We start from the raw sequence: 26,391 nt of genomic DNA on the forward strand, positions 1-26,391 counted from the left end.
TCATGGAACAAACTCTCCGGACCGGAAACGTTACCGCCCCGATCATCAGCCCTGTGACCATATGGCGCAAAAGATTGTTCGGAACCGTGCGCGACAGCGTGCTGACCCTGATCCTGATTGCGATGATTATCGCCTTTGGCCGGGTCGCGGTTGACTGGCTGTTTCTTGAGGCGGTTACCCCGTGGGGGGATCAGGCCGCCTGTGCGGAGGCTACCGGAGCGTGCTGGCCGTTTCTTGTCGAAAAGCACCGGCTTATCTTGTTTGGCACTTATCCGTGGGAACACCAGTGGCGTCCACTGATTGCCAGCTTGCTGCTGATAGCAGGGGTTGTTGTTTCGATGGTACCGCGCTGGCAGGACAGGCGTCTGGCATGGCTTTGGATCTGCCTTGCCGTCGGGTTTACCGTTTTGATGCGTGGTGGCGTGCCGGGCTTGGAATATATTCAGCCAGAACGCTGGAACGGCCTGCCGGTATTGTTGATGCTGGCGATTTTCGGGCTGGTCTTTGCCTTTCCGCTGGGCGTTGCACTGGCCCTTGCCAGACATCAGGACCAATTGCCAGCCATTCGGGCAATTGCCGTTCTGTGGATCGAACTGGTACGCGGCGTTCCGATGATCATGGTGCTGTTTCTCGGGCTGTTTGTTCTGCCGCTTATGATGCCCGACGACATCACGCTCAATCCGCTGATCACGACCATGATCGCATTGGTGATTTTCCATTCCGCCTATTTTGCCGAGTCCGTCCGCGGTGGTTTGCAGACCGTACCAATCGGGCAGTATGAAGCCGCCGACAGCCAGGGCTTGGCCTGGCTGCAAAAGACCCGACTGGTCATTCTTCCGCAGGCTCTCAAGATTGCGATGCCCGGAATTCTGAACACGGTCCTTGGCGCTTACAAGGACACGTCGCTCGTCGTCATCATCGGCATTCACGACATCATGGCCACCGCGAAAATGTCATTCAGCGACCCTGTCTGGCAGCGCTACGGGCTGGAAGCGTATTTGTTTGTAGGAGCGTGGTTCCTGGCAACCTGCTGGTGCCTTTCTTCCTATAGCAGATGGTTGGAGAGAAGAACTTCGTAACGGCATTTTAACAGGGAGCCAAATGATGAAAGTACGTTTTTCCTTGCCTGCTGCGTTTGCAGTACTCGCCGGTCTGACCACACAGGTTCAGGCTGGACCCGTGATGGATCAGATCAAGGCGGATAACAGCCTTGTCTGTCTGGTCAATACCAACTCGCCGGGCTTTTCGGTTCCGGACAGTCAGGGTGTTTATCAGGGTTTCAATACCGATTTCTGCCGCATGGCGGCGGCGGCCATTCTGGGCGATGCCAAGAAAGCCGACATTCGCGGGATCGGTTTTTCCGACAGCATGAAAACAATCGTTGCCGAAGGTGCCCACATGGCATCGCGCAGCATCACCCGCACCGGCACACGCGATGCCAATCCGGGCATGCGGTTTGTCGCGACGACCTTCTATGACGGTCAGGGCTTTATGGTGCCGAAAAAGCTGGGCGTTACCGGTGCATCCGAACTGACCGGTGCGACGGTCTGTGCCGAGGAAGGCTCCACCACGCTTTTAAACATTGCCGACTGGTTTGGTGATCGCAATATCGAGTACCGCGTTGAGAACATTGCCGACAAAACGGCACGCTTGCAGGCATTCTTCTCCGGGAAATGCGATGTTCTGGCCAGTGACCGCACGGCATTGAGTTCCGACCGGTTGCTTGCGGAAAATCCCGATGATTTCACCATCCTGCCCGAAGTGATTTCCAATGAGCCGCTGACCATTCTGACACGCCCCGACGCGACACTTGAAACCGCCATTTACTGGGCTTTTCAGGTCATGCTGAATGCCGAGGAAATGGACATTACGTCGGAAAATGTCGATGCCATCATGGCCGATCTTGCAAATCAGCCCCAAGGGGTTGTGCGCCTTCTGGCTACAGATTCCGCAGCCGGCGAGATGGCCCAGCAGATCGGTCTTCCGGCTGACTGGAGCTATCAGGTGATCAAACAGGTTGGCAATTACGGCGAAGTATATGAACGCCACCTTGGCACCAAGACCACCTTTGGCATGGAACGAACCGGAACGGTAAATGCGCTTAGCCGTGATGGCGGCCTGCTTTATCCCGATCCGATCCGCTAAGCACCCCGGAACGGGGCCGACCAATGAAGACAGCCCGCACGCACCTGTGGTCTGTGAGCAAGTCGGCCCCATTCTTCAGAAATTCAAAACCGGCCTTTGAAGCCGCCACACTATCGGACGGCAGGGCGACATCCGCCCCCGAAGAACAGGGATGGAAACCGTGAACGTAGCAACAACAAGCCCGAACCCGCACCGCGCCAGCATGATCCACATCCGGAACATGAACAAATGGTTCGGCGAGTTTCAGGCACTTAAAGACATCTCACTCGACATTGCCGAAGGCGAACGGATGGTGATTTGCGGGCCGTCGGGATCGGGAAAATCAACCCTGATCCGCTGCATGAACGGATTGGAAAGCCATCAGGCCGGCAGGATCGAAATTGCCGGAAACCGGATTTCGGAAGATGGCAGGTCGCTTGCGAAAATTCGTAAATCGACGGGCATGGTTTTCCAGCAATTCAATCTGTATCCGCACCTGACCATTCTGGAAAACTGCGTTCTTGCGCCGATGTGGGTGCATAAGACACCCCGCAAACAGGCGGAAGAAACAGCGTTTCGGTATCTTGAACGGGTCAATATCACAACCCAGGCGCACAAATACCCCCATCAGCTTTCGGGCGGGCAACAACAACGTGCAGCAATTGCGCGCACGTTATGCATCAGCCCGAAAATCATGCTGTTTGACGAACCGACATCCGCCCTTGATCCGGAAATGATCAAAGAGGTCCTTGATGTCATGGTCGACCTTGCACGCGAAAATATCACGATGATTTGCGTCACCCATGAAATGGGCTTCGCACGCCGGGTCGCCGACCGGATGGTGTTCATGGATCAGGGCGAGATTGTTGAAACCGCCACACCAGATGCGTTTTTCGATGCGCCGCAATCCGAACGCAGCAAGGCCTTTCTGGCCAAGGTATTCAGTCACTAGAAAGTCGCTTTATATGACGACAATTTTATTCGTCTGCACCGGCAATACATGCCGGTCCCCGATGGCGGCCGCCATTGCACGCCAATATGCCCGGCAGCACAAATTGCCAATTACCCCGCATTCCGCCGGAATTCATGCCCGCGAAGGTGATGCCATCACCCCGGAATCAGAATTTGCGCTGCGCCAGATCGGCATTGCCGGCAATCACACGAGCCGGGGTCTTTCACGCGAAATCCTTGAAAGCAGCCATGTGATTTTTGTCATGGAAGCCTGGCAGGCAGAGGCAATCGAGGCCAGCATGGAAGGTTATGCATTTTCCTGCCCGCCCCCGGTTCGAATGCTTGATCATACGGCAGATATTGTTGATCCGCTGGGCCGCGGGCAGGCCGTCTATGACGAACTGGTTTGTCGTTTCCGTGAACTGATCCCTGCCCGGCTGTCCGAGCTTGAAATCAGCGCCATTCCCGAGGGCCGCCCCCGATGCCCCTAAAATTCCAGCAAAAGAGATTGCACTCAGTCAGCCTGAGCAAGCCAATCGAGCATCGGTTCCCACATCGATTTTTCGGCACGTGATCCGACCATCATGCCGATATGCCCCGCAGACGGATGCAATTCCGTCCGCAATTCTTCGGGCAAGCCTGCGAAAAGGGCCTGCGCGCTTTCGGGCGGGACGATCCGGTCATTTTCGGGGATGACGGCAAGTGTCGGGCAACTGATATCTGCCGGGTTGATATCAATGCCGTCGATCTGCCATTCACCCTTGGCCGGTTTGTTTTCGACATACCAGCCAATCAGGCAATCAATCGCTACCCGGCGCGTCAGCGGCACACCATCATTAAGCCAGTCTTCAAGCGCGACGAAATCATCGGCCTTGGCCGAATTGGCCGGGATGGATGCAAAGCGGCGGAACTTTTCCCCGATCATAAAGGGATCGAGGCTGGCAAACAGGCTTTGCAGCACATCGACCGGCAGGCTGTCATGGATCGACAGCATATGGGGCAAAGAGGGCGCGAAGGCCGCGGCAATGCGCCCCTGTGTCGGACCAGCCGCCATGAAATCCCAGGGGGTCGCCAATAGCACCAGACGCGATACCTGTGCGGGGTCAAGCAAGGTCGCCGCCAGCGTGAGCACGCCGCCCATGCAATAACCGATCATCGGCACCGGCCCGCCATTCATATCGGCGATGTCCTGAAGGGCGGTGACCAGACGACCGGCGATGTAATCATCAAGGCCGTAATGGGTTTCTTCTTCGCCGGGATAGCCCCAATCGACCAGAAGCGGCCGATATCCGGCCTTGGCCAGAAAACGTGCGAAGCTTCTTTTTTTGTTTAGATCAAGAATATAGCCGCGGTTCACCAGCGACGGCACCAGCACGACAATACCAAGCGGGCTTTTGGGCTTGGCTTCTTCGACCGCACCGTAATCAAGAATGCGGGTTGCACCATCTTCCCAGAGTACGGGCGCATCATCGGTCCCGCGTTTATAGCCATGTTTTTGATAGGCGCGAACACCGTCATGAAAGGCCGACTGATTGGCAAAGGCGACACGATCAAGTGCCTGCGCGATATCGTCAGGATGATGGTTTTCCATCTCGCTCAGGAGCTTCTTCGCCTGCTCCTGCAGTTCCGGCCTCCAGGGCAGAAATTGTTTCCTGAAGATCGGCAATGCGGCGCGCGAGCTGAGCCAGCTCGTCATCTCGACCGCCAGATGCATCGCCAGCGGCCTTGGCCCCGCGCGACGATTGCTTGCCCTTTTCGGCGGGTTTGTCTGCTGTCGGTTTTGCGCGCTCATTTTTTCCCTGCCCCGTTTTCTTGCTTTGGCCTGTCTTGTCTATCCTGCCTGCGGCGGCCTTGGCCGTATCGGCATCTTTGGCGGCTGCGTCCGGATGGGACGTTTCATCGGCGCTGGTTGCGCCCGTCATTCCGGCCATCGTCGCCATATTTGGCGGGAAAGGCCCACCGGATGGAAAACCAGGTATTGCCATTTTTGACATCTGATTGAACATGGCGGCCATCGGGTTGGCTGCCGGGTCCATCGGCGTGCCCTTGATCATTTCCGGGATCGCTTCGGGCATCATACCCGCTGTCATACCCGGAAAACCGCCCGGAACAGCACCGGGAAAGGCACCGGGTTTCTGCCCCGTTGCCAGTTGTCCGATCAGCTTGCCCCATGCCTCGAACCCCTCGCCGATCCGCGATGTATCAGCCCCGAGCGATGCATAAAGCCGCCCGATGGCGCTTGCCGCGTCGGCACCATCGGCCGTTGCGGCAACCTGTTCGCGCCAAAGGTCCATGAACTGCTGGGCCAGATGATCAAGATGATCGTCAAGTTCATCCTCGAGGTTGTCATTGGGCAGATCGTCGGGCTCCTGATCCTTTTTCGCCCCTATGTCGGACAATGTTGCTTCCCCCGGTTCTGATACGGATCACGCAGATGACATGCGCCTTGCGGCTGGTAAATACTATAGGGGGTTCGGGCCTGCACGAAAACGAAATCCATTGCTGCGTGGCAGCAACCGGGACCAGAGGTTGTTTTTCGCAGCGCACATCGCGTTGAACACTGGACACATTGGAAATTACACGGCACTCTTATGCACGCTTGAGCAGGCGCAAAATTCAAAATGCTGCGCAACATTCAAATTTGTGCAAACGCAAACAAGGTATTTCATACCGCACTGCCCAAGCCAAACGTCCGGGAAACAGGGAAGCAGGGAATAACGTCATGACCACGAAAAAATCAGATGATCAGGATCGCGTCGTTATCAAGAAATACGCGAACCGCCGCCTTTACAACACTGCGACCAGTTCGTATGTGACGCTTGACCACCTGTCGCAGATGGTCAAGGACAATACCGATTTCGTCGTTTATGACGCCAAGACCGGCGAGGATATCACCCGTCCGGTCCTGACACAGATTATTGTCGAGGAAGAAAACAAGGGGCAGAACCTGCTGCCGATCAGCTTCCTGCGCCAATTGATCGGATTCTATGGCGACAGCCTTCAGGGTCTGGTACCGAGCTATCTGGAACAGGCGATGCGTTCGTTTGCGCATAATCAGGAACAGATGCGCGAATATATGCAGGGCACGATGCAGGGCATTTTCCCGTTCGGCCAGTTCGAGGAAATGAACAAGCAGAACATGGCGCTATTTGAGCAGACCATGAAGATGTTTTCTCCCTTCCTTCAGGAAGAGGCCGACAAGGCCAACGGGAAAGCCGATGCAGCCCAGACCGGCAAACCGGCAAAAAATGACGCATCCCTTGATGACCTGAAAAGCCAGCTCGAAGCCATGCAGGCACAGCTCAACAGTCTGGTCAACAACAAAGCCAGCAAGTAAACGGCCCCAAACCCGTTCATTTCAAAGCATCACGCAGAAAGCTCCGGATTTTCCGGGGCTTTTTTGTTTTTGCCTGCGTGTGTCGCGGCATCATTCCTGCATAAACTTTTCATTAACGTTTTTCACCGCCCGGCACCTGTCGCAAGGCGGCAATTTTTGCCGGGTTTACGCCCCCTTGAATGGAGTCCCTTGCATAAGACCAGTTTAATACCCGGGTTAAACGCACAAAACCGCAAAATGACATGACAGCGATCACACCGATCCCCTTGCACCCGGCCCGCAGGCCCGACGCTGCAAGTAGTGGAACAGACGGCCCTGCCGGGATCGGGATGGATATCACTGCACTGGTTTCGCCTGTACGGGAAATCGCGCAGAACGGTGGCGCATGGCTTGAACCCCATGATCCTGGGGGCAGCGCAGCATTTTGGGCGCAGCTTTTGGGCCAGCTCCTACCTCAGGAAAACCTTTTGCAACCTGCGGTCATTCAGGAATTGCATGCCAGCTATGCACGTCATTCCACACCTTACGGCTCAGAAAGCCATGTCTTTTTTTCGCCTAACGCACTAGACAACGACAGGCGAATTGACCTATATAGCTAGCTTCTGGCGGATCGCTGAGACTCCTATCTGACCAAAGTTCAGATATTTCTTGCAAGCAGAAGGCCTTCAAACCGGGTCAACCTGATTGTGATTAATAGGCGAAATTAACAAGCCTGACAGCGTCCCGAGTGGGAATAAATAACTGGCGGTTGATAACGGAAAAATATGCAATGACTGAGATTGTATCAAACGAAGAACCGAAACGCGCTAATCGCGCAACAGATACGGACCGTTATGTCGGTCAGCGTATTCGCGAACGTCGCATCATGCTGGGTCTGTCCCAGCAGCAGATGGCCGACCTGATCGGTGTTACCTACCAGCAGGCTCACAAATACGAGCGCGGCATCAACCGCATTTCTGCCGGTCGTCTTTACGAAATCTCCCAGGTCCTGGGCGTTCCTGTCAGCTACTTCTATGAAGGTCTCGACGGCAACCAGGAAACCGAACTTAATGCGCGTCAGCGCATGTGCCTTGAACTGGCGCGCAACTTTGCGAGCATCAAGCACGAAAAACACCAGGAAGCGCTGAGCCAGATGGCACGCGCACTGGCCGATCAGGCTGCCTAAGCCTGATCACTGCGATCTTCAGCATTGCTGCAAAAATCAGGCTGCCTTCCATGGCAGCCTTTTTTTGTGGCTGATCACAGGCACGATTTTTGTGATAGCGTCACGGCAAGACCAAGACAGGGGCAAACCGCATGACAGGCGATATCACGCAATCCGGCCTGATCGATCTGATCGACGAGCAACGCAGCAAACTTGGCTATCTGTCGATGTCGGCACTGATGGCGCTGTCAAGGACCGGCAATGTCATCCTCGATCCGTTTTCAACCCTGATCAGTATCCATGCCGAGATCGGGCATGACAATATTTTACATCCTGCCGTCCGGCTTGATGCCACCTTACCCGCAACGCTTGAAATTGGCAGCCGAAATATGTTTTACGGCAACACGATGATTGATGCCCAGACAGGGCCGATCACGATCGGCAATGGCAATCTGTTTGGCGAAGGTTGCGTTCATGTCGCCACCAGCCAGCCCGGTGCGGCGATCACTATCGGATCAGACGGTCGTTATCGCGGGTCAATCCAGATTTCAGGCTTATCCGTTCTGGGTGATGGCAGCCAGATCCTTGGCAGTATTATTGTCCGCGATGTGCAGCTTGGCGCAGGCGGATCATTTCGCCACCCGAATGCCGATGAACGTGGTGCGGTTTTAAAGGGGGTTGGACAGGGAAGCGGGATTATCCTTCAGACGGGTCAGGTAATTGCCGGAAACGGCACCCTCGCCCGGGAAAACGTCCGCATGCAGTCCTTCTATCACCCAGACGCAAAATAGGGGCAGCCGATGGCTACCCCTTTGTCGCAAATCCTGTAACCGAACTCTATTGATCGGCAATCACCAGATCGTCGGAATGAATAACCGCGTTGCCACGGCTATATCCCAAGGCGGTTTCGATTTCCTGCGAGGAATGGCCTTTGATCATCCGGGTTTCCTCGGCCGAATAGGATGTAATGCCACGCGCGATTTCAGTGCCCTCGGCATCAAGGATGCGCACCGCATCACCGTGCTTGAAGCTGCCATCAACACCGGCAATCCCCGCCGCCAGCAGGTTTTTGCCTGCCCGCAATGCCTTTGCCGCACCGCCATCAACAATGATGGCCCCGCGTGCCGAAAGCGACGTTGCGATCCAGTGGCGACGTGCCGCAAGCGGGCTTTCACTTGGCAGAAACAGGGTATGTGGCCCGCCTTCGAGCTGCGCCTTTAGCGGATGATAGATGGTGCCGCGCGCGATCATCATGCGGCATCCGGCCTTCATCGCGATTTCGGCGGCCTGCAATTTGGTCACCATGCCGCCGGAGCTATACATCGTCGGCGCGGCACCGGCCATGTCCATGATTTCGGGTGTCAGTTCACGCACCGTCGGGATCAGGGTCGCATCCGGGTTCTTGCGCGGATCAGCGGTATACAGACCATCGATATCGGACAGCAACACCAGCGTATCGGCCGAAATCATGTGGGCAACCTTGGCACCGAGGCGATCATTATCGCCAAAGCGGATTTCTTCGGTGGCAACCGTATCGTTTTCATTGATCAGCGGCACAGCCCCGCGTGCCAACAGGGCATTTAACGTACCGCGCGCATTCAGGTAACGGCGACGGCTTTCCATATCCTCAAGCGTCACAAGAACCTGCGCCATGATCAGGCCATTACGACCCAATGCTTCCTGCCAGACCTGCGACAGGCTGATCTGGCCGGTGGCGGCGGCGGCCTGCTTATCGGCAAGGCTGATGGTGCGGTGATCAAGCCCCAGCAAGCGCCGCCCCATGGCGATCGCGCCACTTGAAACCACGATGACCTCGACCCCGCGTTCGCGCAGAAGTGCGACGTCATCGGCAAGTGCTTCGAGCCAGGCACGGCGAAGCTTGCCGGTATTTTCATCGACCAGAAGGGCAGAACCGACCTTGATGATCAGGCGTTTTGCGTCCGCAAGGCTCACGGTTGGTAGCCCTCATCTTCGCGGCCCTCCATCGCACGGTGCTCGCGCTCTTCGACAATGTGGCGGCGCAGTTCGCGATGAACTTCCTTGACCCCCTGCTGGGTGGCGCCAGACACGATAAAGACTTTCTTGCCGATCCCTTTTTCAAGGATTTCACGCTGCTCCTCGACCATTTCCGGCAGAAGCTGATCGGCCTTGGAAAGGGCGACGATTTCCGGCTTATCTATGAGGACGTCGGCATAGCTTTCAAGCTCTTCGCGAACAGTGCGATAGGTTGCGACCGGGTCCTCGTCCGCGCAATCGATCAGATGCAGCAGAACTTCGCAGCGTTCGATATGGCCCAGGAACCGGGTCCCGATGCCCTTGCCCTCGGATGCGCCTTCGATCAGGCCAGGAATATCGGCCAGAACGAATTCATGATCATCGATCTCAACCACGCCCAGCTGCGGATGCAGGGTGGTGAAGGGATAATCGGCAATTTTCGGACGCGCGCTGGATGACGCGGCAAGGAAGGTGGATTTACCCGCATTGGGCAGACCGACCAGACCGGCATCGGCAATCAGCTTCAGACGCAGCCAGACCGACATTTCCTCGTTCGGCCAGCCTTCTTCAGCACGGCGCGGTGCCTGGTTGGTGGAGGATTTGAAATGGGTATTGCCCCGGCCGCCATCGCCGCCCCGGCAAAGCACAAAGGTCTGGCCCGGCTCAAGCATATCAACAATCAGGGTTTCGCGGTCTTCTTCAAGGATCTGGGTTCCGACCGGGACCTTGATCGTGATCGAGTTGCCCGAACGGCCGGTCCGGTTGCGCCCCATGCCGTGCATGCCGATTTCGGCCTTGAAATGCTGCTGATAACGGAAATCGATCAGGGTGTTGAGGTTTTCAACGGCTTCGACGATCACGTCACCGCCGCGCCCGCCATCGCCGCCATCAGGCCCGCCATATTCGATGAATTTTTCGCGCCGGAAGCTGACCGCACCGGCACCGCCGCGGCCACTGCGTACGTGGATTTTTGCTTCGTCGAGAAACTTCATAACCGGTCCTTTGGGCGATGCCCGTCAATCATTCCGCCCGGCCGGATCGCGATTTCGAAACAGATCGCCTCGCATCGACGGCACGGGAAATTTTCATATAACACATAAAACAAGGGAGGAATGATTGCTCATTCCTCCCTCGAAATCTTTGCTACGGATGAGCGCAGCCGACGGGAGGCTTACGCCTCGGCCGGAACGACACATACATAGGTACGACCCTTGAAGCCCGACTTGAACTGGACGTTGCCGCCAGCCGTCGCAAACAGGGTGTGGTCTTTGGCCAGGCCAACATTGTCGCCTGCATGGAACTTGGTGCCACGCTGACGAACGAGAATGTTACCTGCAACAACCGTCTGGCCGCCGAATTTCTTGACGCCGAGGCGCCGACCTTCGGAGTCGCGACCGTTACGGGAGCTACCACCAGCTTTCTTATGAGCCATGAAACTCTCCTAAAACTGCATCCCGGCCGATCAGGCCGTGATGTCCGTGATGCGCAGAACAGTCAGGTTCTGGCGATGACCATTTTTGCGACGGTAGTTGTGCCGGCGCTTTTTCTTGAAAACGATCACCTTGTCGCCCTTGGTCTGCTCGAGAACTTCTGCATTCACAAAAGCCCCTTTGACCAACGGAGCACCAACCTTCGGCGCACCGTCGCCAGCAACCATGAGAACTTCTTCAAGTTTCACGGTGTCACCGGCCTGGGCAGCGATCTTTTCGACTTTGATAACGTCGTTGGCAGCAACTTTATACTGTTTGCCGCCAGTTTTGATGATTGCATACATCGATATAGTTCCTGAAAAATCATTCTGGAAACGCACACGCGCGCTTCGGTGTCGCTGCTAACTGAAACCGAACCGCTGCGAGAGACGGGTGAAATACCTTTTTCGCCCACCAGAGTCAACCGCAAACCGCACCGTTTCCGGGCTTTGGCCATGGCAGGGACGCATGGCAGAGGTTTGTTTCCCAACCCGGCCCGGCCCAACCGGCAAAAGAGTTCGGGGAAAATACGTTTTCCCTCTTGCATTCTGGCTTAAGGATCGTTAAACAGCGCCTCGAACGCCAGACCACACATGCGGAGAGGTGCCGGAGTGGTCGAACGGGGCGGTCTCGAAAACCGTTGTACTAGCAATAGTACCGTGGGTTCGAATCCCACCCTCTCCGCCATTTACACGTTCGCACCAGAGAAGATTTAGCTGTTGGGAATCCTTACCCCCCCCCCTCCCACAACACTTCCAAAGCGATCCAGAACTCTCAAGAAACACATATTCAAGCGCCACAAGGGATCTTGGAAAAGAGACGCCTTACACCAACCAAGGCAGCACTCTGCATAGTAAAGCACTGTAATTGCTATAACATACTGTCGCTGGTATCTGCTCCCGTTTGAAAAATCCGGTTTCAAGGCACACCCAGTCGAATTCCACTACAAAGACGAAAATCGACGCAGAGTCGTTTGACAGTTGAGATCAAAGCCAAGAACCAATGGAGATTAATATATGGCGTATATTGGATAGAGACAGAGTCACAGGAGCGACAAGACCACATATCACTCATTATTCAAGCAGGACAACCTGACGAATCACAATATTCTGAAAATATTGCTCATACCCTGGAGAACACCCCTCTTCCGAGAAATCAAATTTCGACATATTAGTACTACTTGGATCGAAATCAATATATACAATCTCTCCATCTTTTTTCTTATGCATTCTAGGCAATACATCAAGAACAGAAAGTTTTTTTTCCTTGACCAAAGTATCTTTGCAACTCTTGAGAGCCTATTGCCCCCCCTCCATTGTTACCATAATAGCCAACCATGGATCGAAAACGACCCATCTCTTCAATTCTTCTATCCAAATCTTCACTGTAGAATGGCTATAAGAGATCAAATTTGGAATTTGAGGGCTATAATTGTAGGCCTCAACCGCTCTTGCTTGGAATGCATCAGTAAACAAAGATGCATGTAGAAATATGTCCCGAAAGCCTTGGCACAGAACTACAAAATCGCCACTCATAAGCTGGCTCATTTTATCTTCAAATCCAAGATCAAGAAATGATGCATAACTTTTAGTTGTTGGCCCCTGCATCAAAGGCTTTTCCCATAATTATTCGAGAAGCCCTGTTGCATACCGCACCTCTCTAAACTGACTATTCCCTGTAGGTTGATATTCGATGCTTGCAGCCCCCCCCAGCAAAGGCTATTTGCTCCGAGTCAACATCAATAGAGCGAGTAACACCGACTGAGCGCCGGCTAAGTATCGAATATCCCCCTTGGTAAACAAAAGAAAATGTCGCGTCCAACCATCCCTGCGACTGCCTAACCAACTCGAAATATTCACCATTTAAAAAACAATAATCGAGTATTCGTGGTCCTCTGGCTCATTGACCAAGGGAATACGAACGCTTCCATCGACAACTTTGAGAGCTATCTTTTCTTCTTGAAATTCTATAGAACTTATCTTAGACGGGACATTCGGCAAAACAACGTATTCAACAGATTCAACATCCTCACCAAACACCATTTCCAAATAATCTTTTGTTTGACGATATTCTGAAATGAAGTCATTTCTGAATTAACTTTTATCTTGCTCTGAAAAATACGGGATAAAATCATAATTATACACAAATGCAGCGAGAACCGCAGACATTGTCAGCGCACTATACAGAAGCACTACTCTACTTAAGAACGCCATGCTGTGTTTTTTTTCAATAAAATGACCCACCTTTAGATTTTTATTAAAATCCTACAGCAATAAGAAGTTCTGCAATTCGATGATCATACGTGTGATAGGCCATCACATATTGGTGCGCATTTTTGGCGATGTTGCTCCGATAGTTTACATCACCAAAACGGTCCAGCACGTCATCAAGATTGGAATAGTCTGACGCCAAAGAGATATAATGCTCGTCGGCCTTTAGAATATCGTTATATCGCCCGTTCACCAGTATCTGGCACGTCTGGGTTCCGATTGCGTCGAAATGCCTTGATGAGATGCATTTAGCATAGAACGGCGGACGAGGACGACCTTCGAAAAAGGTCGAATAAATCTCACCAAACTCCATTTGCTCATTAAGTGAAGATTCGTGCTGTACCATGCCCGAACTCAGCACTTTTCTCAAAAACGCTCTAATCTGCCACGGCAATTTATGACCGATTTTTCGAAGCGGAGAGTCATTTGGAATAACCAGAACCTTACCCTTGGTGCGTTCTGCGGTCCATGTCCGGATTTCGTTTATGATCGCGTCGTCTCGTTCCACCCACCAGGACCCAGCTTCACTTGAGACGGTGCCTCGACAGTTATTGAGAAACTGCGCCCATCCCTTTCGGTTCAAGCGCTCCGTGCTGATATTGACGTTCAGCCCCTTTTTTGACATCTCAGGTGACGAAAATAGGTCATGCAAGTTATTACGCTCGCCATCCCCCAGATGAGGCAAATAGCGAACAGCACGAACCCCAATGTCGATTGCGCGATCTGCATCCGACAATACCGGGTAAAACGCATCCGGATTGAGAGCGTGTGGAACAGCCAGCACCGAGTTCTCGACCAAATCCCCCCAAAGAAACTCTCCGGCTTCAAGGGGAAGCTGCGTCGCGATGAAATCTGGTCTGATTACGGCCAAGACATCACGCTTGGCTCCAATTGGAGAACCGGGCAAGTTCACTTCGTTACCAACAAAACTCACCAGTGTTCCGCGACGATCTGCTAGAACATTTGCAAACGGCTCCAAATAGATTGTGGTGTCGCCGTTAGTCGAGTGCAGTAGAACAATCAGATCGGCCTCAGAAACTTCTTTTTTTAAGTCGCTCAGGTTGCCTTTCTGACAGATATTGATCTTCGTTACAGCGAATCTGCTGCTTCGTTCAAAAGCCTCAGTCCAGTCGTCATAATAAGAAAGCCGAGTGGTGTATTCGGCATAGAGAAGCAGCGTGCGTATTGAAGAAGAGCTCATGACGCACGCAAAATTTTCTCGACGATGACAAACGCTGCACGTCCGTCACCAAACTCGGTAATTTCTTTGCGTGGGCCGGCCTCTGGCCCTTTCCACAAACGATTCCATCCCGCCTCGATTGTTTCGGGCCACTCGGTTTCACTGCGCAGGGTAACGCAGGGTTTGGCGTGGAAATAAGCCTCTTTCTGCAACCCTCCGGAATCTGTAAAGACCTGCGTGCAATTGGCAATCAATCCGGCCATCTCCAGATATCCAACCGGGTCGATAATATCAATCCCGTCAAGCGAGACGCCGAACCGCTCGGCTGCGGCTTTTGTTCTTGGATGCAAAGGCAAAACAATCTTCATTCCAGCGGAGTTGTCGCGCAGGAATTCAATCACTTCGCTCAGGCTTTCCGCACTATCTGTATTCTCCGCACGGTGTATCGTCGACAGCGTGTAAGGAACGCCTTTCAAAGAAGCGACAAGCGCACTATTCGGGTCCGCATTGAAACGTTCAATTGCGTCACGGGTCGCGTCATACATGACATCGCCAACATGATGGACCTGATCGACTACGCCTTCATTTGTCAAGTTTTGGACCGCAGCAAATGTCGGACAGAACAGAATATTGCTGACATGGTCTGTAAGAACCCGGTTCACTTCTTCTGGCATTCTACGATTGAATGACCGCAGACCGGCCTCGACATGAGCAACTGGAATATGTAGCTTTGCAGCTGCCAATGCACCAGCCAAGGTTGAGTTCGTATCACCGTAAACCAGAACCCAATCTGGCTTTTCTTCGACAAGAACAGTTTCGATCTTTTCGAGCATACGGCCCGTCATTTGACCGTGATTTCCGCCGTGGACGTCAAGTGAATATGCGGGCTTAGGAATTCCAAGCTCATCGAAGAAAATATCCGACATATTCGCGTCGAAATGCTGGCCGGTGTGTATCATCACCTCCTGCACATCAGGCGTCTGGTCAATGGCACGGGTAATCGTTGCAGCCTTTACAAACTGAGGGCGTGCGCCAACGACCGTAACAACCTTGGTTGGCATTCCTACACCCGATCCATGAAGTAGTCGTGCTGCTTGATGCATGCCTCGATGGTGGATTTGTTCTGGTTCATCCACGTAACAGTGCGCTCAATCCCCTCTCGGACACTAACACTGCATTCAAATCCAAGTTCGCGAAGAGATTTCTCGGTTGAGCCAAACCGTTTACCAGAACGGTCCCAATCACGAGCAGGCTTAAGATCTACCGGTGTTTTATTCCCGGTTACCTCGTTAATGATGGTCGCAAGTTCGAGAATGGACGTCTCCACACCGGACGCAAGATTATAAATCCCGCCATCTTCGCCCTTGGCAGCACAAGCCATAAGGCCGCGCGCCATATCTTCCACAAAAATGAAATCGCGACTGGCATTACCACCATTATCAAGTGGCAAGGCTTCACCATTCATAGCCTTCCAGATGAATGTCGGAGTTACGTTACGCCAGACCGTGTGTACTGTTCCACGCCATTCGCCTGCGCCCAAAATCTCACGCGGGCCATAAACATTCTGGAAGCGCGCCTTAACAATCGGCAACCCATGACGGACCCAGTAGTAGTTGCCGTACAACTCGCCTATCAGCTTGGATATTGAATACGGGCTGTCGTGGTAAAGTGACACCGGGGCATCTTCAGATGTTGCAGATGCTTCGTCGAATGTTTTTTCAGCGACCGCGCATCCTGCAGCAGCGTAAACAACCTTCTTGAGTGATTTAATATCTTTGAGACGTTCGAAAAGCTTCAGACTGGTGAGGGTATTGTTTTCATGATCGGCCATGGGATCATGGATCGACGACTGGTTACCGTGGTAGCAGGAGAGATGCCAAGCATATTCCAAATCATCAGGCAAATTTTTCAGGATCTTGTCACTGGTGATAGAACCAAAAACGAAGGTTACTCTCGGATCATCAACAACGTTGGAAATGTCCGACGAGAGAAGGTTATCAACAATGATGATCTCTTTGGGATCTTGTTCAAGCAGTTTCAGGACGAGGTTGCTACCCACGAAACCTGCACCACCAACAACCAGAACTTTCTTGCCGTTGAACTTGGAAAACTCTTTATCAAGCACTGAACTACCCGCCATTTATTTCTTGAGTCAGCCCCTGTGTCGGTATTTACAACAACCAATACAGAGAGATTACATTCCACAAAACTGTTTCTAAACAATAATGAAACACCCCGATCCACTGCTGCGGACCGGGGTGTCCCCAACTAATTCCTACCCTTGGTCGGGTCAGCCAAATGGCTGTGGATCGCACTCACACCATAATTGTCATACCACTTAAGCATATTGCTTATGGTATCTGCGAAATTCACACGCGCCTTCCACCCGAACGCTTTTTCCGTTTCGGATGGATCAAGGACCACAGCGGGAACGTCGTCATCACCTACAGGTACAACTTTCACCGGCTCATCCAACGTCACACCGAGATGCGCAACCACAGCATCGAAGATGTCTTTGATTGTGTGACCTTCACCGGTTGAAACGTTATACACGCCCGTTGGCGCATCGTCCTGCAAAACCAAGTCCATCAGATCAAAGAAATCGCTCATATCCAGAAAATCGCGAACCGTGTCCGAACAGAAGCAGGATTTTCCATCTTTCAGGCGAGTGTAGAAAGTCGGGATTGGACCGATTGCCAATCGCGGACCCGTGACATTGGCCAGTCGCAACGAGACATATGACAACCCTGACATCGCAAGGTATTGCTCGCCTGCCGTCTTCGAAATGCCATAGCTTGTGAAAGGTGCAGTCGGCGCATCGGCAGGAATTGGAACAACCGCCGGTCGACCATAGCAAAGCGCGGTCTGAAAGTTGATAAAGCGCCGAACGTTATGCGCTTTCGCAGCATTCACAACATTGATCGTTCCGATCACATTGGTGTGTGTATCTTCAGTCCAGTCAGTCAAGTCCTTATAGGCTGCTGCGCTATGAATGACGTAGTCAGGCTGGAATTCAGCAAAGACTTTGTCGACAAGGCTGCTGTCAGCAATCGTGCCTTCAACAACCTTAAGCCCGGCAACGTCGGGAACGACTTCCCGACGCCCCGTTGCAAAATTATCGACAACCAGAATCTCGTGCCCCTGCGGAAGGAGCCGTTCAATCAGGTTTGAACCAAGGCAGCCTGCACCACCAGTAATCAGTATTTTCATATCGAGACTTACTTTTTAGCGTCGTGCTTAAGGTGAGTGTATCCACCGTGAACGCCGAACTCCTGATAATATTCAACACCAAGACGGACGGTTTCTTCAAGCGGGGTAAACTCGATATCGCCGAAATCAGCAAAGGTCCGAGACGGGTCAAGCAAAATTGACTCAGCATCATCCGGACCAAGGTCCCGAACATCCGGTTCCGGATATTCATTGAGCTTCATGGCCTTAACAACCGCATCATACAGCTCAATGATTGCAACGTCTGTTCCCGATGAGAAGTGGTAGGTGCCACTGCCTTGACCATCAGCAGCTTTCACCGCATAACGCGCCAAGTCACCAACAAACACGAAATCACGACGCGACTTTGTCACGAAGCACTGTTTGCCCTGGCTCAGTCGATCAAAGAAGATTGGCAGCGGTCCGCTTACGTTGCGCGGGCCAATTACGTTTGCGAGACGGAAAGTTACGTAATCAATCCCTGAAAGACGAAGATATTCTTCGGTCACAGTTTTGGAGATCGAATAGCTGGAATTGTCCGCATTGATTGGGTGTTTCAACGTAACCGGCTGCTCGTTCGGTTTAACACCATAGCAAAGAGCAGTCTGGAAATAGACGAAACGGCCTACGCCAAATTCCTTCGCAGCATTTACCAGGTTCGCACCGCCAACACAGTTGGTCATAGTGTCGCTGTACCAGTCAGACGGATCTTTATAGGAAGCTGCGGTATGAACAATCACGTCTGGACGAAAATCACCGATCAGCTTGTCGATCAAGCCCTTGTCGGCAATCGAGCCTTCAACAGCGGTCAGATTTGGGTGCGCTGACAGGTGCTCAGGACGACCAGTCGCAAAGTTGTCAATGCTGACAACCTCGTCACCACGCGCCAAAAAGAGTTCTGCAATGTGAGACCCAACCTGTCCACAACCGCCAGTAATAAATGCCTTCATAAATCCTAGACCCTATTCCAAAGTAGTTCCCTGCATACAAACGAAGTATGCGTCTAATTCAACATCGCACGATATTCGCTGGCCTTATCATGGAACTGCTGATGCCACAATTCCAGACTGAGTAATCCCCATGTCTTACGCGAAAAACGACCTGCTTTATCAAAGTTCCTCAGAACGGCGTCGTAATTAATGTAATCACGTGAACGCGCCTTTGAACCATGGAAAATATCGCGAACCATTTCGTTCAGCTCCCCGGCAAACCACTCGCGAAGGGGAACCGGGAAGCCCATCTTGTCTCGACGTTGCAACAATCCCTCAGGCAACACATCTTTGTATGTCTGTTTGATCATATGCTTCATATGGCCACCTTCAAATTTGACGTCTGCCGGTACGGTCGCTGCAAACTCAATAAGAGGATGATCCAGAAGCGGTACGCGGCTTTCCAAACCGTGCGCCATGCTCATTCGGTCTTCCACCTGAAGAAGAGCTGGCAGCAGACACTTGAAGTCAAAATGGGTCATGCTGTCAAAATAGGCTTCCTTTCGGACGTTCCCGCGATTGTTAAATATCGCCTTGAAGTCTTCGAAAACTTTTTCCTTGCTCAATGAGCTCCAATCAACTTCATCAACCATATCGGTTGACCTATCAACCAACCGGAAATAGCGAGCGTCAATAGACTCAAACAAACCTTCACGCCAAAATTCTTTGATCAGCGGCTTGTATTCACGCAAAACGCCCAAGTTTGGAATAATCGATTCAGGCGTAACGACGAAATTACCGTTTTTATAGGTCCCGTCGATCGCAGCCTTAATCGCTTGCTCGAAATAGGCAACAACATACCGGGCGTATCCGCCGAAAATTTCGTCCCCGCCCTGACCGCCTAGGACGACCTTAACATGTTCGCTGGCCAGCTTTGAGACCATGTACTGTGGAAACGACCCTGGACCTGCTACCGGAACATCAAGATGATAAATTACCTTTTCAATATTCTCACGGAAGTCTTCTGCGGTGATATCGATCTGATTGAGCTCAGAGCCGCATTGATCAGCAGCTATTTGCGCATACCTGCTTTCATCATATCCGTCAAAACAGGTAAATTTCCCGTGGAAGGCCTGATTATTCTCTGGCGCATGTTGCCGCGCCAGGATCGCTATAAGGCTTGAGTCAATGCCGCCAGACAAATAGCTGCCGACGGGCACATCGCTTCTCAGATGGACATCAATTGAGTCATCAAGAAGTTCTCTCATCTTACCATCAAAGTAAGAAGCAGTGTGATCATAGTCGATTTCGTAATGGACGTCCCAGTAGCGCTCGACCCGTACCTGGCCGCGTTCTACAATAAGCTGATGGCCTGGCATCAATTGCTTCACACCTTCAAACAGAGTGTGCTCGCCAATTGTGTACTGGAAGGTCAGGTATTCGGCAAAAGCCCCTGCGTCGGTACGAATATCGGGAAGCAGCGGCAGCAACGCCTTAATTTCCGACGCAAAAATCAGGTTGCCCTCAACTATAGCATAGTAAAAGGGCTTAATCCCGAAACGGTCACGTGCCGCCAACAAGCGTTTGCGTTTTTCGTCCCAAATTGCGAACGCAAACATGCCTCGAAAATGCTGAACACAATCAGTGCCATACTTTTCGTAGGTAGCAAGGATTGTTTCAGAGTCTGAAGAGCTTTCGAACGACCATATCGGAGACAACTCTTTCTTAAGCTCAATATAATTGTAGATTTCGCCATTGAACGTTAGAACCGTATCATTCGGTGCTGTCATCGGCTGAGCACCATGATCGGTCAGATCAATGATCGAAAGACGGCGGTGAGCAAGACCAACACTCTTATTTTTTGCAGACCAAGTGCCTGCGCCATCTGGGCCGCGGTGTGCGATCAACTTATTCATTACATTAAGTTTATCATCCAGACGGCCCAACTCCGAACCGCGAAGAGAAATAATCCCAGCAATGCCGCACATCTTAACCTTACCCCCAACCGAACAAAATTTTTCTAACGAAAGGCTTTATTTTACATTCTACGATCTGAATCAACCGTCGGAATACTGGAGACTTCGAATTACGCATAGCCCCTTTGAATTTGCCCCACAATGACGATAGGGCAATAGCAAACCTCATTCGGTACTTAAACCCCAAAGATTTTTTATCAGACGATCGCTCTATCTCAGTAACGAACTTCAGTCCCATATCAGCCTTTCTTGGAATATTAAGCTTCTCAAAGCTGGCCGATATTTCTTTGTCAAAGGCAGCTATAAAAGTCTTCAGTGTCCATTTTGAAGAAAGAGCCACTTCTTCATGCGCCGCCATTATTATCTTGTTCGCCTTCGCAGGGTCGCGAATAAAATCGACAACTTCCTTCATATTTGAATGGTCACGAGAGAGAACTAAAAAATGCCTGTTAGGCTCAAGGACCCCCGAATACTCTCCGTCGTACATAATCATCAAAGTTTTCAGGCACGCAGCTTCGAAACAACGCGGTGAAATTGCCTTGATAACAACTGAACCGTCACGCCCTTCCATGAATAGCTCTTGAACTTCGCGGAACGTTGCTTCGGGATAAAGCCTTACATATTCTTCAATCTTGGAAGATACATGGCCTGTGAAATCAATAAAGCTTGCACCACTTTCTGTACCCAGCACAGCTTTCGAGTTGGCCAGAAATGAGTTCCACTTTTCACCATACAGACGGCAGGATTCCTCTGTAGAAATATCACAAGTTAATTTATATTTACGCGCATCCAGCAAGAAATTTTCGGCGATTTTCCACTTCTCTTGACTGAACTCACCATACCAAGCAGGTAGCTTTCGGGCCCGGTATCCCACGTCGACAGGCCTGTCCAAATAGTTGGGGACAGTGCGCGACAACAAGTGCTCGGGAACAAAGCCGGTCAAAGTAGATACAAAGCGTACTCTCGTAAAATCAACATTGCGATACACCTGCTGGGCTTGAAAATTATTCAATATAGTAAAGACAAGATTAATTCCGAGGTCATTTATCGCTGCACTAGTTTTGTCAGCCCATCTCATTTCATCCTGAACAAAGGCAGCCTTTAATCCTTTGAAATCTGATACGTCATTAAAAACCCCTTTTGATACGTACTGTTCATTAGATATAATTACAGAATAGTGAAAAACTACTACATCAAAAGTATCAAAGTTTATATTCATCGACTTCGCGGACATAACGTCCACTAAAGCAATTCGATGCTGGCTCCAGTTCTTAAACGCAAGAAGGTGATCATTCACAGTTCCTGCTTCTCGCCCAACATTTGAACAAAGAACAATTATATTCATTTTAGTATCCGACTAACTATCAGCCAGCGCGGCAGGTCCCCCGCTTCTCCACCATCCACGGTCGTTCAATTCGAACCATTCGACCAAACTAATCCATTTCCAGAGAGCCCAAGAGTTATTTTTCCGACCGCCCAGATGCTCTTCCCACAACTTAAGCACTTCATCTTGATAATATCCGTCAATCCCGCTTAATCTATCGTCGGTGATCCTCTCAAAGCACCAGTCTTTCAACTCTCCCCTCATCCAGTGATCCAGCGGAGCAGCATACCCAACTTTGTCAACCCGCCACCTGATACTCTCGGGGACGATGCCCGCAGCACATTCACGCAGGATCCTCTTTTGCCACCCGTCTCGAATATATGCGTCATCAGGTAGGCTCATGCAAAGATCAGCGAATTCGTAATCCAGAAAAGGCAGGCGCGCCTCTCTTGAAAAGGCCATAGAGTTCCGGTCAGCATACCGCAACAACATAGGCAGGCTGTTATAGGTGACAGCATCAAATAGAATTCTCCTAAGATCACTATTTTCAGCCCCCAAAGCCTTTTGATCCTTTGAGCCTCCTCGAGCTTTCTTTTTCTGTATAAGTGAAGCAATTTCTTCGTTACTGAACGCAACTTGTGCGTTGAACCGACGCTCCGGCTTTTCGTACCCCTCAGATGCTGAGATGAGCCTGCCATTAAACGCCTGCGTCTCTTTCATTGCTACATCGAAATATCCTTGATCAATAAGATCAAGCTGACGTGTCTTAAAATAATATTGATAACCGGCCAGCAACTCATCAGCCCCCTGCCCATCCAATAAGACCGTCACGTTGTTTTCCTTTGCCAGACGGGCAACACACCACTGCAAATAGATAGACGCCGAGAGAAAAGGCTCCTCCTGATGCCAATGCAGCATCAATGAGTCTTTCTTAAGTCCTTCCGGGTTGGGCGATACCTTCAATGAGTTTACGTGCGTAAATTCTTGGACAGCATCAATTTCATTTTCTTCGGAAATATCTGCATCATCGGGAAAACAGGCAGAAAATGTATGTTGTGTGTTAATATTGCTTTCATTTTGATTAGCAATGATGCCGACGATTACAGACGAATCCAGCCCACCAGATAAGCTAGAACCAACAGGAACATCAGACCGAAGCCTCATTGCCACGCTTTTTTCAAGCTTGGCCTTGAGATCCGATACCGCATCTACATCCCGAACGACGGAATAATCAGGCGTCCAATATTTCCATTCCTTGATATTCCGACCTTCAACAGACAACCATCTCGCCGTTGCTGCGGGGAACCTTTTAATATTTACAAAAAATGTGCGCTCGTCATTCTCGTACCAGTCACCCTTGGCGTAGGCCGTAATGCTTTGGTCATCGATGGTAAGATCAATAAGCGGATGCGCTGTAATCGCCTTCATTTCAGAGGCAATGACCACAGTACTTAGATCTCCGAAACCAATAAAAAGTGGTTTTTCACCGAAACGATCTCGCGCGACAAGCAACCGTTTCTGCAAACGATCATAAAAAATCAAAGAGAACATACCATTAAGTCTAGATAATGCACCCTCCCCCCACTCTATCAACGCAGTAAGAAGTACTTCTGTATCGCCAGATGTTCTGAACTTGTGCCCAAGCTTTGACAGTTCTTCCTTGAGTTCGATAAAATTGTAGATTTCCCCATTGAACACCAATACATATTGATTACAAGCTGACACCATCGGTTGATTGCTCCCCTCAGAGCAATCAACAATCGAAAGTCTTCTATGCCCAAATGCGACCTTACGTTTGGGCGACATCCACTCGCCACAGGCATCGGGTCCTCTGTGTCTCAACCTGTCGCGCAATTCGCATAACAATTTTGTCTCGACAGGTACTACCGGAGACAATATCCCCACAATTCCACACATGACGCGCCTGTTACAAAATATTAGTGACCATTTTTTCTTTTATCTTCGCAGGTATTCTCTGCCAAACAGCACGGCACACTGCGTACAGACATTTATTGTTTTGGATTGTCCCGACAACGTATTTACGAATTACGTACTTGACGTTCTTTCTGTTTATGCTCGGAATTTTTATCGTTAGCCATCCCCCGGATTTTTTGAAATGAATCTTGGAGATATTAGCCAACAACTCTTTACGATCAACGACTCCAAGAGGCAATGGCGGCATAATCTGCTTTACCACGGTATCCCCCGGAACCTGATCGACATATAACGCAAAAATATTGTTTTCCCTAGGCCATCTTATGTAGCGACTAATGACCCGGTCAAAATTCTCAACAAAGGTTTGGTAACTGTATCGCCCGGTATTGATTACATCTTCATAAGCTTTGGCGGTCATATTTTCCAAAAATTCGTGATTTTCCAAAAGATCAAATATTTCATAAATATTTGAAAAATCTTTTTTCAAAGGAATATAGTGCTCCCAAGGCCGAACAACCCCGGAATAGTCCCCCTCGAACAAAACGAGCGCCGTTCTTAACTTTATTGCTTCGAATATCTTAGGAGAAACTTGATTCATGACAATCTCCCCTTCGACGCTGGAAACAAGCTCAAGAGCTTGATCGTAATAGCAGTCCGGTGATAGCCTCTCGCTCATTTTCTTTAATTGATCGGAAATTCTTCCGTCAAAATCAAAGACATTGGAGCCACTTTCAGTTCCCAGCGTTGCCCTGCAACTTCCCAAGAATCTATACCATTGATCCCCGTAAACTCGAAATTGATCATCGACTTCTATATCGATAGACACTGCTTTTTCTTGAGCCAACTTCTTTACTTGCTCACCGATGATATACTTGTCATATCCAAGTTGACCATAAATCGGTGGCAACCGACGCCCACGATAGCCAATCCGGACCTCTCTTTGATCCAAAGGAATGCCAAAGTCCTCAATCCCCGGGCTTTCGGGAACATATCCGGTCAAATTGTTGATAAACTTTGTTCCTGGAAACCGATAAGAAGGATATACCTTTTCGATGTAGTCTTCCGGCACACAGGTGTAAACAATATCGAAACCTAGCGTCTCGATGTAGGAACGCGCTCTTTCGGTATTCTCATATTCATCTTGAATAAAGAGTATCTTGAGTCCGTCAAAGTTTCTCATTTTATTGAAAAACTTCTCTTGCAGATGTCCAACTATAGATAGCCGAATCGAGTAATGCAAAACAACGCAATCAAATGACGAAAAGTCGACCTCGCCTGGATCCGCAGATAAAGCCTGCCAATCATAAATCGAGCATGGGATGTTGAATATGCGGCTGGAGCTGTACTTCGTAAAAGCAGCAACGTGTTCTTGAACCGTTTTGGTCTCAACAGCACCTGCGTCGTATAAAAATGCGATATTTGCGCTTTTTTGATTGCTCTTATTTATCTCATCCTCGATTTTCGCCAACAAAGCATTAAAACGGGAATTATATGAATTCTCCTGAGCAACCTTTCTACGCAGATTCTTGGCCTGACCATCACTCGACACAAACTGCAATTTTACAATCTGCTGCACAAACTCATCTGAATTACTTGCAATTGCGAAAGTATCGGGATGCTTTTGCAGGGCATCAATTGGAACGCTAACAACGGGTAAATCGCATGCAACATACTCAAAGGCCTTAAGAGGCAGAGAATTTTTAATCCAGGCATCGACATAGAATGGGATCAACCCTACCGTCGAGCATTTCAATTCCAAGTAAAGATTCTTGCGGTCTAGCGCCCCCAAATAAATGACGTTTGGCAGCTCTTTGATCGCTTTCCAATCTTTATTGCGTGTAGTTTCTTCCCCTATAAACTTGAATGTCCAATCGTCAAGGCTTTCAACCAAGGTGCGGATCATACCAAAGTCAAGCCGATCGTTCACCCCGCCCTGATATACAGCAATTTTATCAGAATCCCTGCGTGACACGGTCTCTGGCACAACACTATCAATGAAGCCCAGATCACAACCATTCTCAATTACTTGCATGTTCTTAATAGCAGGAATTGCGCGTGCATAAGAGTTAGCGACACCATTACTACATGCAACAACCATATCGACCTTCGGCAAGATCCATCGTAAGGACTTTCTTATGTCGTGGATGCCATCTTCCCAAACTTTGGTATCGGTGAAATAATCTTCAGTTGCGTGATAAACTCTAAATCCTGAACTTAAAGATTCTATCAATAACTTATAGTTAATGGGGTCGTATAACCACACAATCGGACGCCGATACCCGCGGGCGCGCAGAATTTTCTTGATAGTAGATACATCTCGCAACGTGAGTTGCACACTCACATTGACCAATTCAATATTTTTATACTGGGTATCAACAACCCGAACTTCCGATGATATTGTATTCTTATGCTGAAAGAAAAGAACAGGCAGGCTATCTGCAAACCTAGTAGCGTAATGAAATCTATTACTTATCGCCTCTTTGTCCCAGTCGGACCAAGTCAGCATAAGAACGCAATCAAAATCATCAGAAATAGAATAAAACATATTTA

Annotated in this window: 24 protein-coding genes and 1 tRNA gene; 9 read left to right on the top strand and 16 right to left on the bottom strand. The window is 50.5% G+C overall.

The window, feature by feature from the left end; genetic code table 11:
- The first annotated feature begins 2 nt into the window (after window positions 1-2).
- The 4 genes from BC440_RS05220 (at window position 3) to BC440_RS05235 (ending at window position 3,566) form a co-directional block, all read left to right on the top strand.
- Complete coding sequence (locus BC440_RS05220) at window positions 3-1,079, top strand: amino acid ABC transporter permease (protein ID WP_083195710.1); 1,077 nt, start codon at window positions 3-5, stop codon at window positions 1,077-1,079.
- Window positions 1,080-1,101: 22 nt separating this feature from the next.
- On the top strand, window positions 1,102-2,145 hold the full coding sequence (locus tag BC440_RS05225; RefSeq protein ID WP_083195711.1) for a transporter substrate-binding domain-containing protein: 1,044 nt from the start codon (window positions 1,102-1,104) through the stop codon (window positions 2,143-2,145).
- Between the two features lie 202 nt (window positions 2,146-2,347).
- Complete coding sequence (locus BC440_RS05230) at window positions 2,348-3,076, top strand: amino acid ABC transporter ATP-binding protein (protein WP_065702137.1); 729 nt, start codon at window positions 2,348-2,350, stop codon at window positions 3,074-3,076.
- A gap of 13 nt (window positions 3,077-3,089) precedes the next feature.
- The gene (locus BC440_RS05235) at window positions 3,090-3,566 is read left to right on the top strand and encodes a hypothetical protein (protein WP_074624791.1); all 477 of its coding nucleotides are present in this window, start codon (window positions 3,090-3,092) and stop codon (window positions 3,564-3,566) included.
- Window positions 3,567-3,589: 23 nt separating this feature from the next.
- Here the strand turns inward: BC440_RS05235 and BC440_RS05240 are convergent, their stop codons facing one another.
- Window positions 3,590-4,666: an alpha/beta fold hydrolase gene (locus tag BC440_RS05240; protein WP_083195713.1), complete on the bottom strand. Its 1,077-nt coding sequence runs from the start codon at window positions 4,664-4,666 to the stop codon at window positions 3,590-3,592.
- Window positions 4,647-5,474, bottom strand: coding sequence for a hypothetical protein (locus BC440_RS23490; protein ID WP_083195714.1), 828 nt, complete (start codon window positions 5,472-5,474; stop codon window positions 4,647-4,649). The genes BC440_RS05240 and BC440_RS23490 overlap by 20 nt, the downstream gene beginning before the upstream one ends.
- A gap of 323 nt (window positions 5,475-5,797) precedes the next feature.
- Between BC440_RS23490 and phaR the strand changes: the two genes are divergently transcribed.
- The 4 genes from phaR (at window position 5,798) to BC440_RS05260 (ending at window position 8,347) form a co-directional block, all read left to right on the top strand.
- Window positions 5,798-6,412, top strand: coding sequence for a polyhydroxyalkanoate synthesis repressor PhaR (gene phaR / locus BC440_RS05245; protein WP_062948121.1), 615 nt, complete (start codon window positions 5,798-5,800; stop codon window positions 6,410-6,412).
- A 242-nt stretch (window positions 6,413-6,654) separates the two neighbouring features.
- The gene (locus tag BC440_RS05250) at window positions 6,655-7,011 is read left to right on the top strand and encodes a hypothetical protein (protein WP_065701738.1); all 357 of its coding nucleotides are present in this window, start codon (window positions 6,655-6,657) and stop codon (window positions 7,009-7,011) included.
- Window positions 7,012-7,181: 170 nt separating this feature from the next.
- The gene (locus BC440_RS05255; protein WP_007090137.1) at window positions 7,182-7,577 is read left to right on the top strand and encodes a helix-turn-helix transcriptional regulator; all 396 of its coding nucleotides are present in this window, start codon (window positions 7,182-7,184) and stop codon (window positions 7,575-7,577) included.
- Between the two features lie 131 nt (window positions 7,578-7,708).
- Entirely contained in the window at window positions 7,709-8,347 is a 639-nt protein-coding gene (locus BC440_RS05260; RefSeq protein ID WP_065701739.1) for a hypothetical protein, read from the top strand.
- 46 nt (window positions 8,348-8,393) lie between these two features.
- Here BC440_RS05260 and proB read toward each other — a convergent pair whose 3' ends face one another.
- The 4 genes from proB to rplU form a co-directional block, all read right to left on the bottom strand.
- Window positions 8,394-9,509, bottom strand: coding sequence for a glutamate 5-kinase (gene proB, locus BC440_RS05265; protein ID WP_065701740.1), 1,116 nt, complete (start codon window positions 9,507-9,509; stop codon window positions 8,394-8,396).
- The gene (gene obgE / locus BC440_RS05270; RefSeq protein WP_065701741.1) at window positions 9,506-10,543 is read right to left on the bottom strand and encodes a GTPase ObgE; all 1,038 of its coding nucleotides are present in this window, start codon (window positions 10,541-10,543) and stop codon (window positions 9,506-9,508) included. Before obgE ends, proB begins: the two co-directional genes overlap by 4 nt.
- 179 nt (window positions 10,544-10,722) lie before the next feature.
- Window positions 10,723-10,983, bottom strand: a complete 261-nt coding sequence (gene rpmA / locus BC440_RS05275) for a 50S ribosomal protein L27 (RefSeq protein WP_007090141.1) — start codon at window positions 10,981-10,983, stop codon at window positions 10,723-10,725.
- A gap of 30 nt (window positions 10,984-11,013) precedes the next feature.
- A complete protein-coding gene (gene rplU / locus BC440_RS05280) occupies window positions 11,014-11,325 on the bottom strand; it encodes a 50S ribosomal protein L21 (RefSeq protein ID WP_007090142.1) in 312 nt (103 codons plus the stop codon).
- Between the two features lie 292 nt (window positions 11,326-11,617).
- Between rplU and BC440_RS05285 the strand changes: the two genes are divergently transcribed.
- Window positions 11,618-11,707 (top strand) — tRNA-Ser (locus BC440_RS05285).
- Window positions 11,708-12,318: 611 nt separating this feature from the next.
- Here the strand turns inward: BC440_RS05285 and BC440_RS05290 are convergent.
- The 10 genes from BC440_RS05290 to BC440_RS05340 form a co-directional block, all read right to left on the bottom strand.
- On the bottom strand, window positions 12,319-12,627 hold the full coding sequence (locus BC440_RS05290) for a hypothetical protein (protein WP_065701742.1): 309 nt from the start codon (window positions 12,625-12,627) through the stop codon (window positions 12,319-12,321).
- 649 nt (window positions 12,628-13,276) lie between these two features.
- Window positions 13,277-14,491: a glycosyltransferase gene (locus BC440_RS05300; RefSeq protein WP_065701744.1), complete on the bottom strand. Its 1,215-nt coding sequence runs from the start codon at window positions 14,489-14,491 to the stop codon at window positions 13,277-13,279.
- Entirely contained in the window at window positions 14,488-15,531 is a 1,044-nt protein-coding gene (wecB, locus tag BC440_RS05305; RefSeq protein WP_065701745.1) for a UDP-N-acetylglucosamine 2-epimerase (non-hydrolyzing), read from the bottom strand. The genes BC440_RS05300 and wecB overlap by 4 nt, the downstream gene beginning before the upstream one ends.
- A gap of 2 nt (window positions 15,532-15,533) precedes the next feature.
- On the bottom strand, window positions 15,534-16,595 hold the full coding sequence (locus BC440_RS05310; RefSeq protein ID WP_247643531.1) for an NAD-dependent epimerase/dehydratase family protein: 1,062 nt from the start codon (window positions 16,593-16,595) through the stop codon (window positions 15,534-15,536).
- A gap of 143 nt (window positions 16,596-16,738) precedes the next feature.
- Entirely contained in the window at window positions 16,739-17,680 is a 942-nt protein-coding gene (locus BC440_RS05315; RefSeq protein ID WP_065701747.1) for an NAD-dependent epimerase/dehydratase family protein, read from the bottom strand.
- An 8-nt stretch (window positions 17,681-17,688) separates the two neighbouring features.
- Window positions 17,689-18,627: an NAD-dependent epimerase/dehydratase family protein gene (locus BC440_RS05320; RefSeq protein ID WP_065701748.1), complete on the bottom strand. Its 939-nt coding sequence runs from the start codon at window positions 18,625-18,627 to the stop codon at window positions 17,689-17,691.
- Between the two features lie 53 nt (window positions 18,628-18,680).
- Complete coding sequence (asnB, locus tag BC440_RS05325) at window positions 18,681-20,594, bottom strand: asparagine synthase (glutamine-hydrolyzing) (RefSeq protein ID WP_065701749.1); 1,914 nt, start codon at window positions 20,592-20,594, stop codon at window positions 18,681-18,683.
- Between the two features lie 7 nt (window positions 20,595-20,601).
- Window positions 20,602-21,927 carry a glycosyltransferase gene (locus BC440_RS05330; protein ID WP_139189973.1) on the bottom strand — a complete coding sequence of 442 codons (1,326 nt, stop codon included), beginning with the start codon at window positions 21,925-21,927 and terminating at the stop codon, window positions 20,602-20,604.
- A gap of 12 nt (window positions 21,928-21,939) precedes the next feature.
- Complete coding sequence (gene asnB / locus BC440_RS05335) at window positions 21,940-23,823, bottom strand: asparagine synthase (glutamine-hydrolyzing) (protein WP_065701751.1); 1,884 nt, start codon at window positions 23,821-23,823, stop codon at window positions 21,940-21,942.
- Between the two features lie 10 nt (window positions 23,824-23,833).
- A complete protein-coding gene (locus BC440_RS05340; RefSeq protein ID WP_065701752.1) occupies window positions 23,834-26,386 on the bottom strand; it encodes a glycosyltransferase in 2,553 nt (850 codons plus the stop codon).
- Between the last annotated feature and the right edge of the window lie 5 nt (window positions 26,387-26,391).

It is taken from the genome of Thalassospira sp. MIT1004 (assembly GCF_001858545.1).
Taxonomy (GTDB): Bacteria; Pseudomonadota; Alphaproteobacteria; order Rhodospirillales; family Thalassospiraceae; genus Thalassospira; species Thalassospira xiamenensis.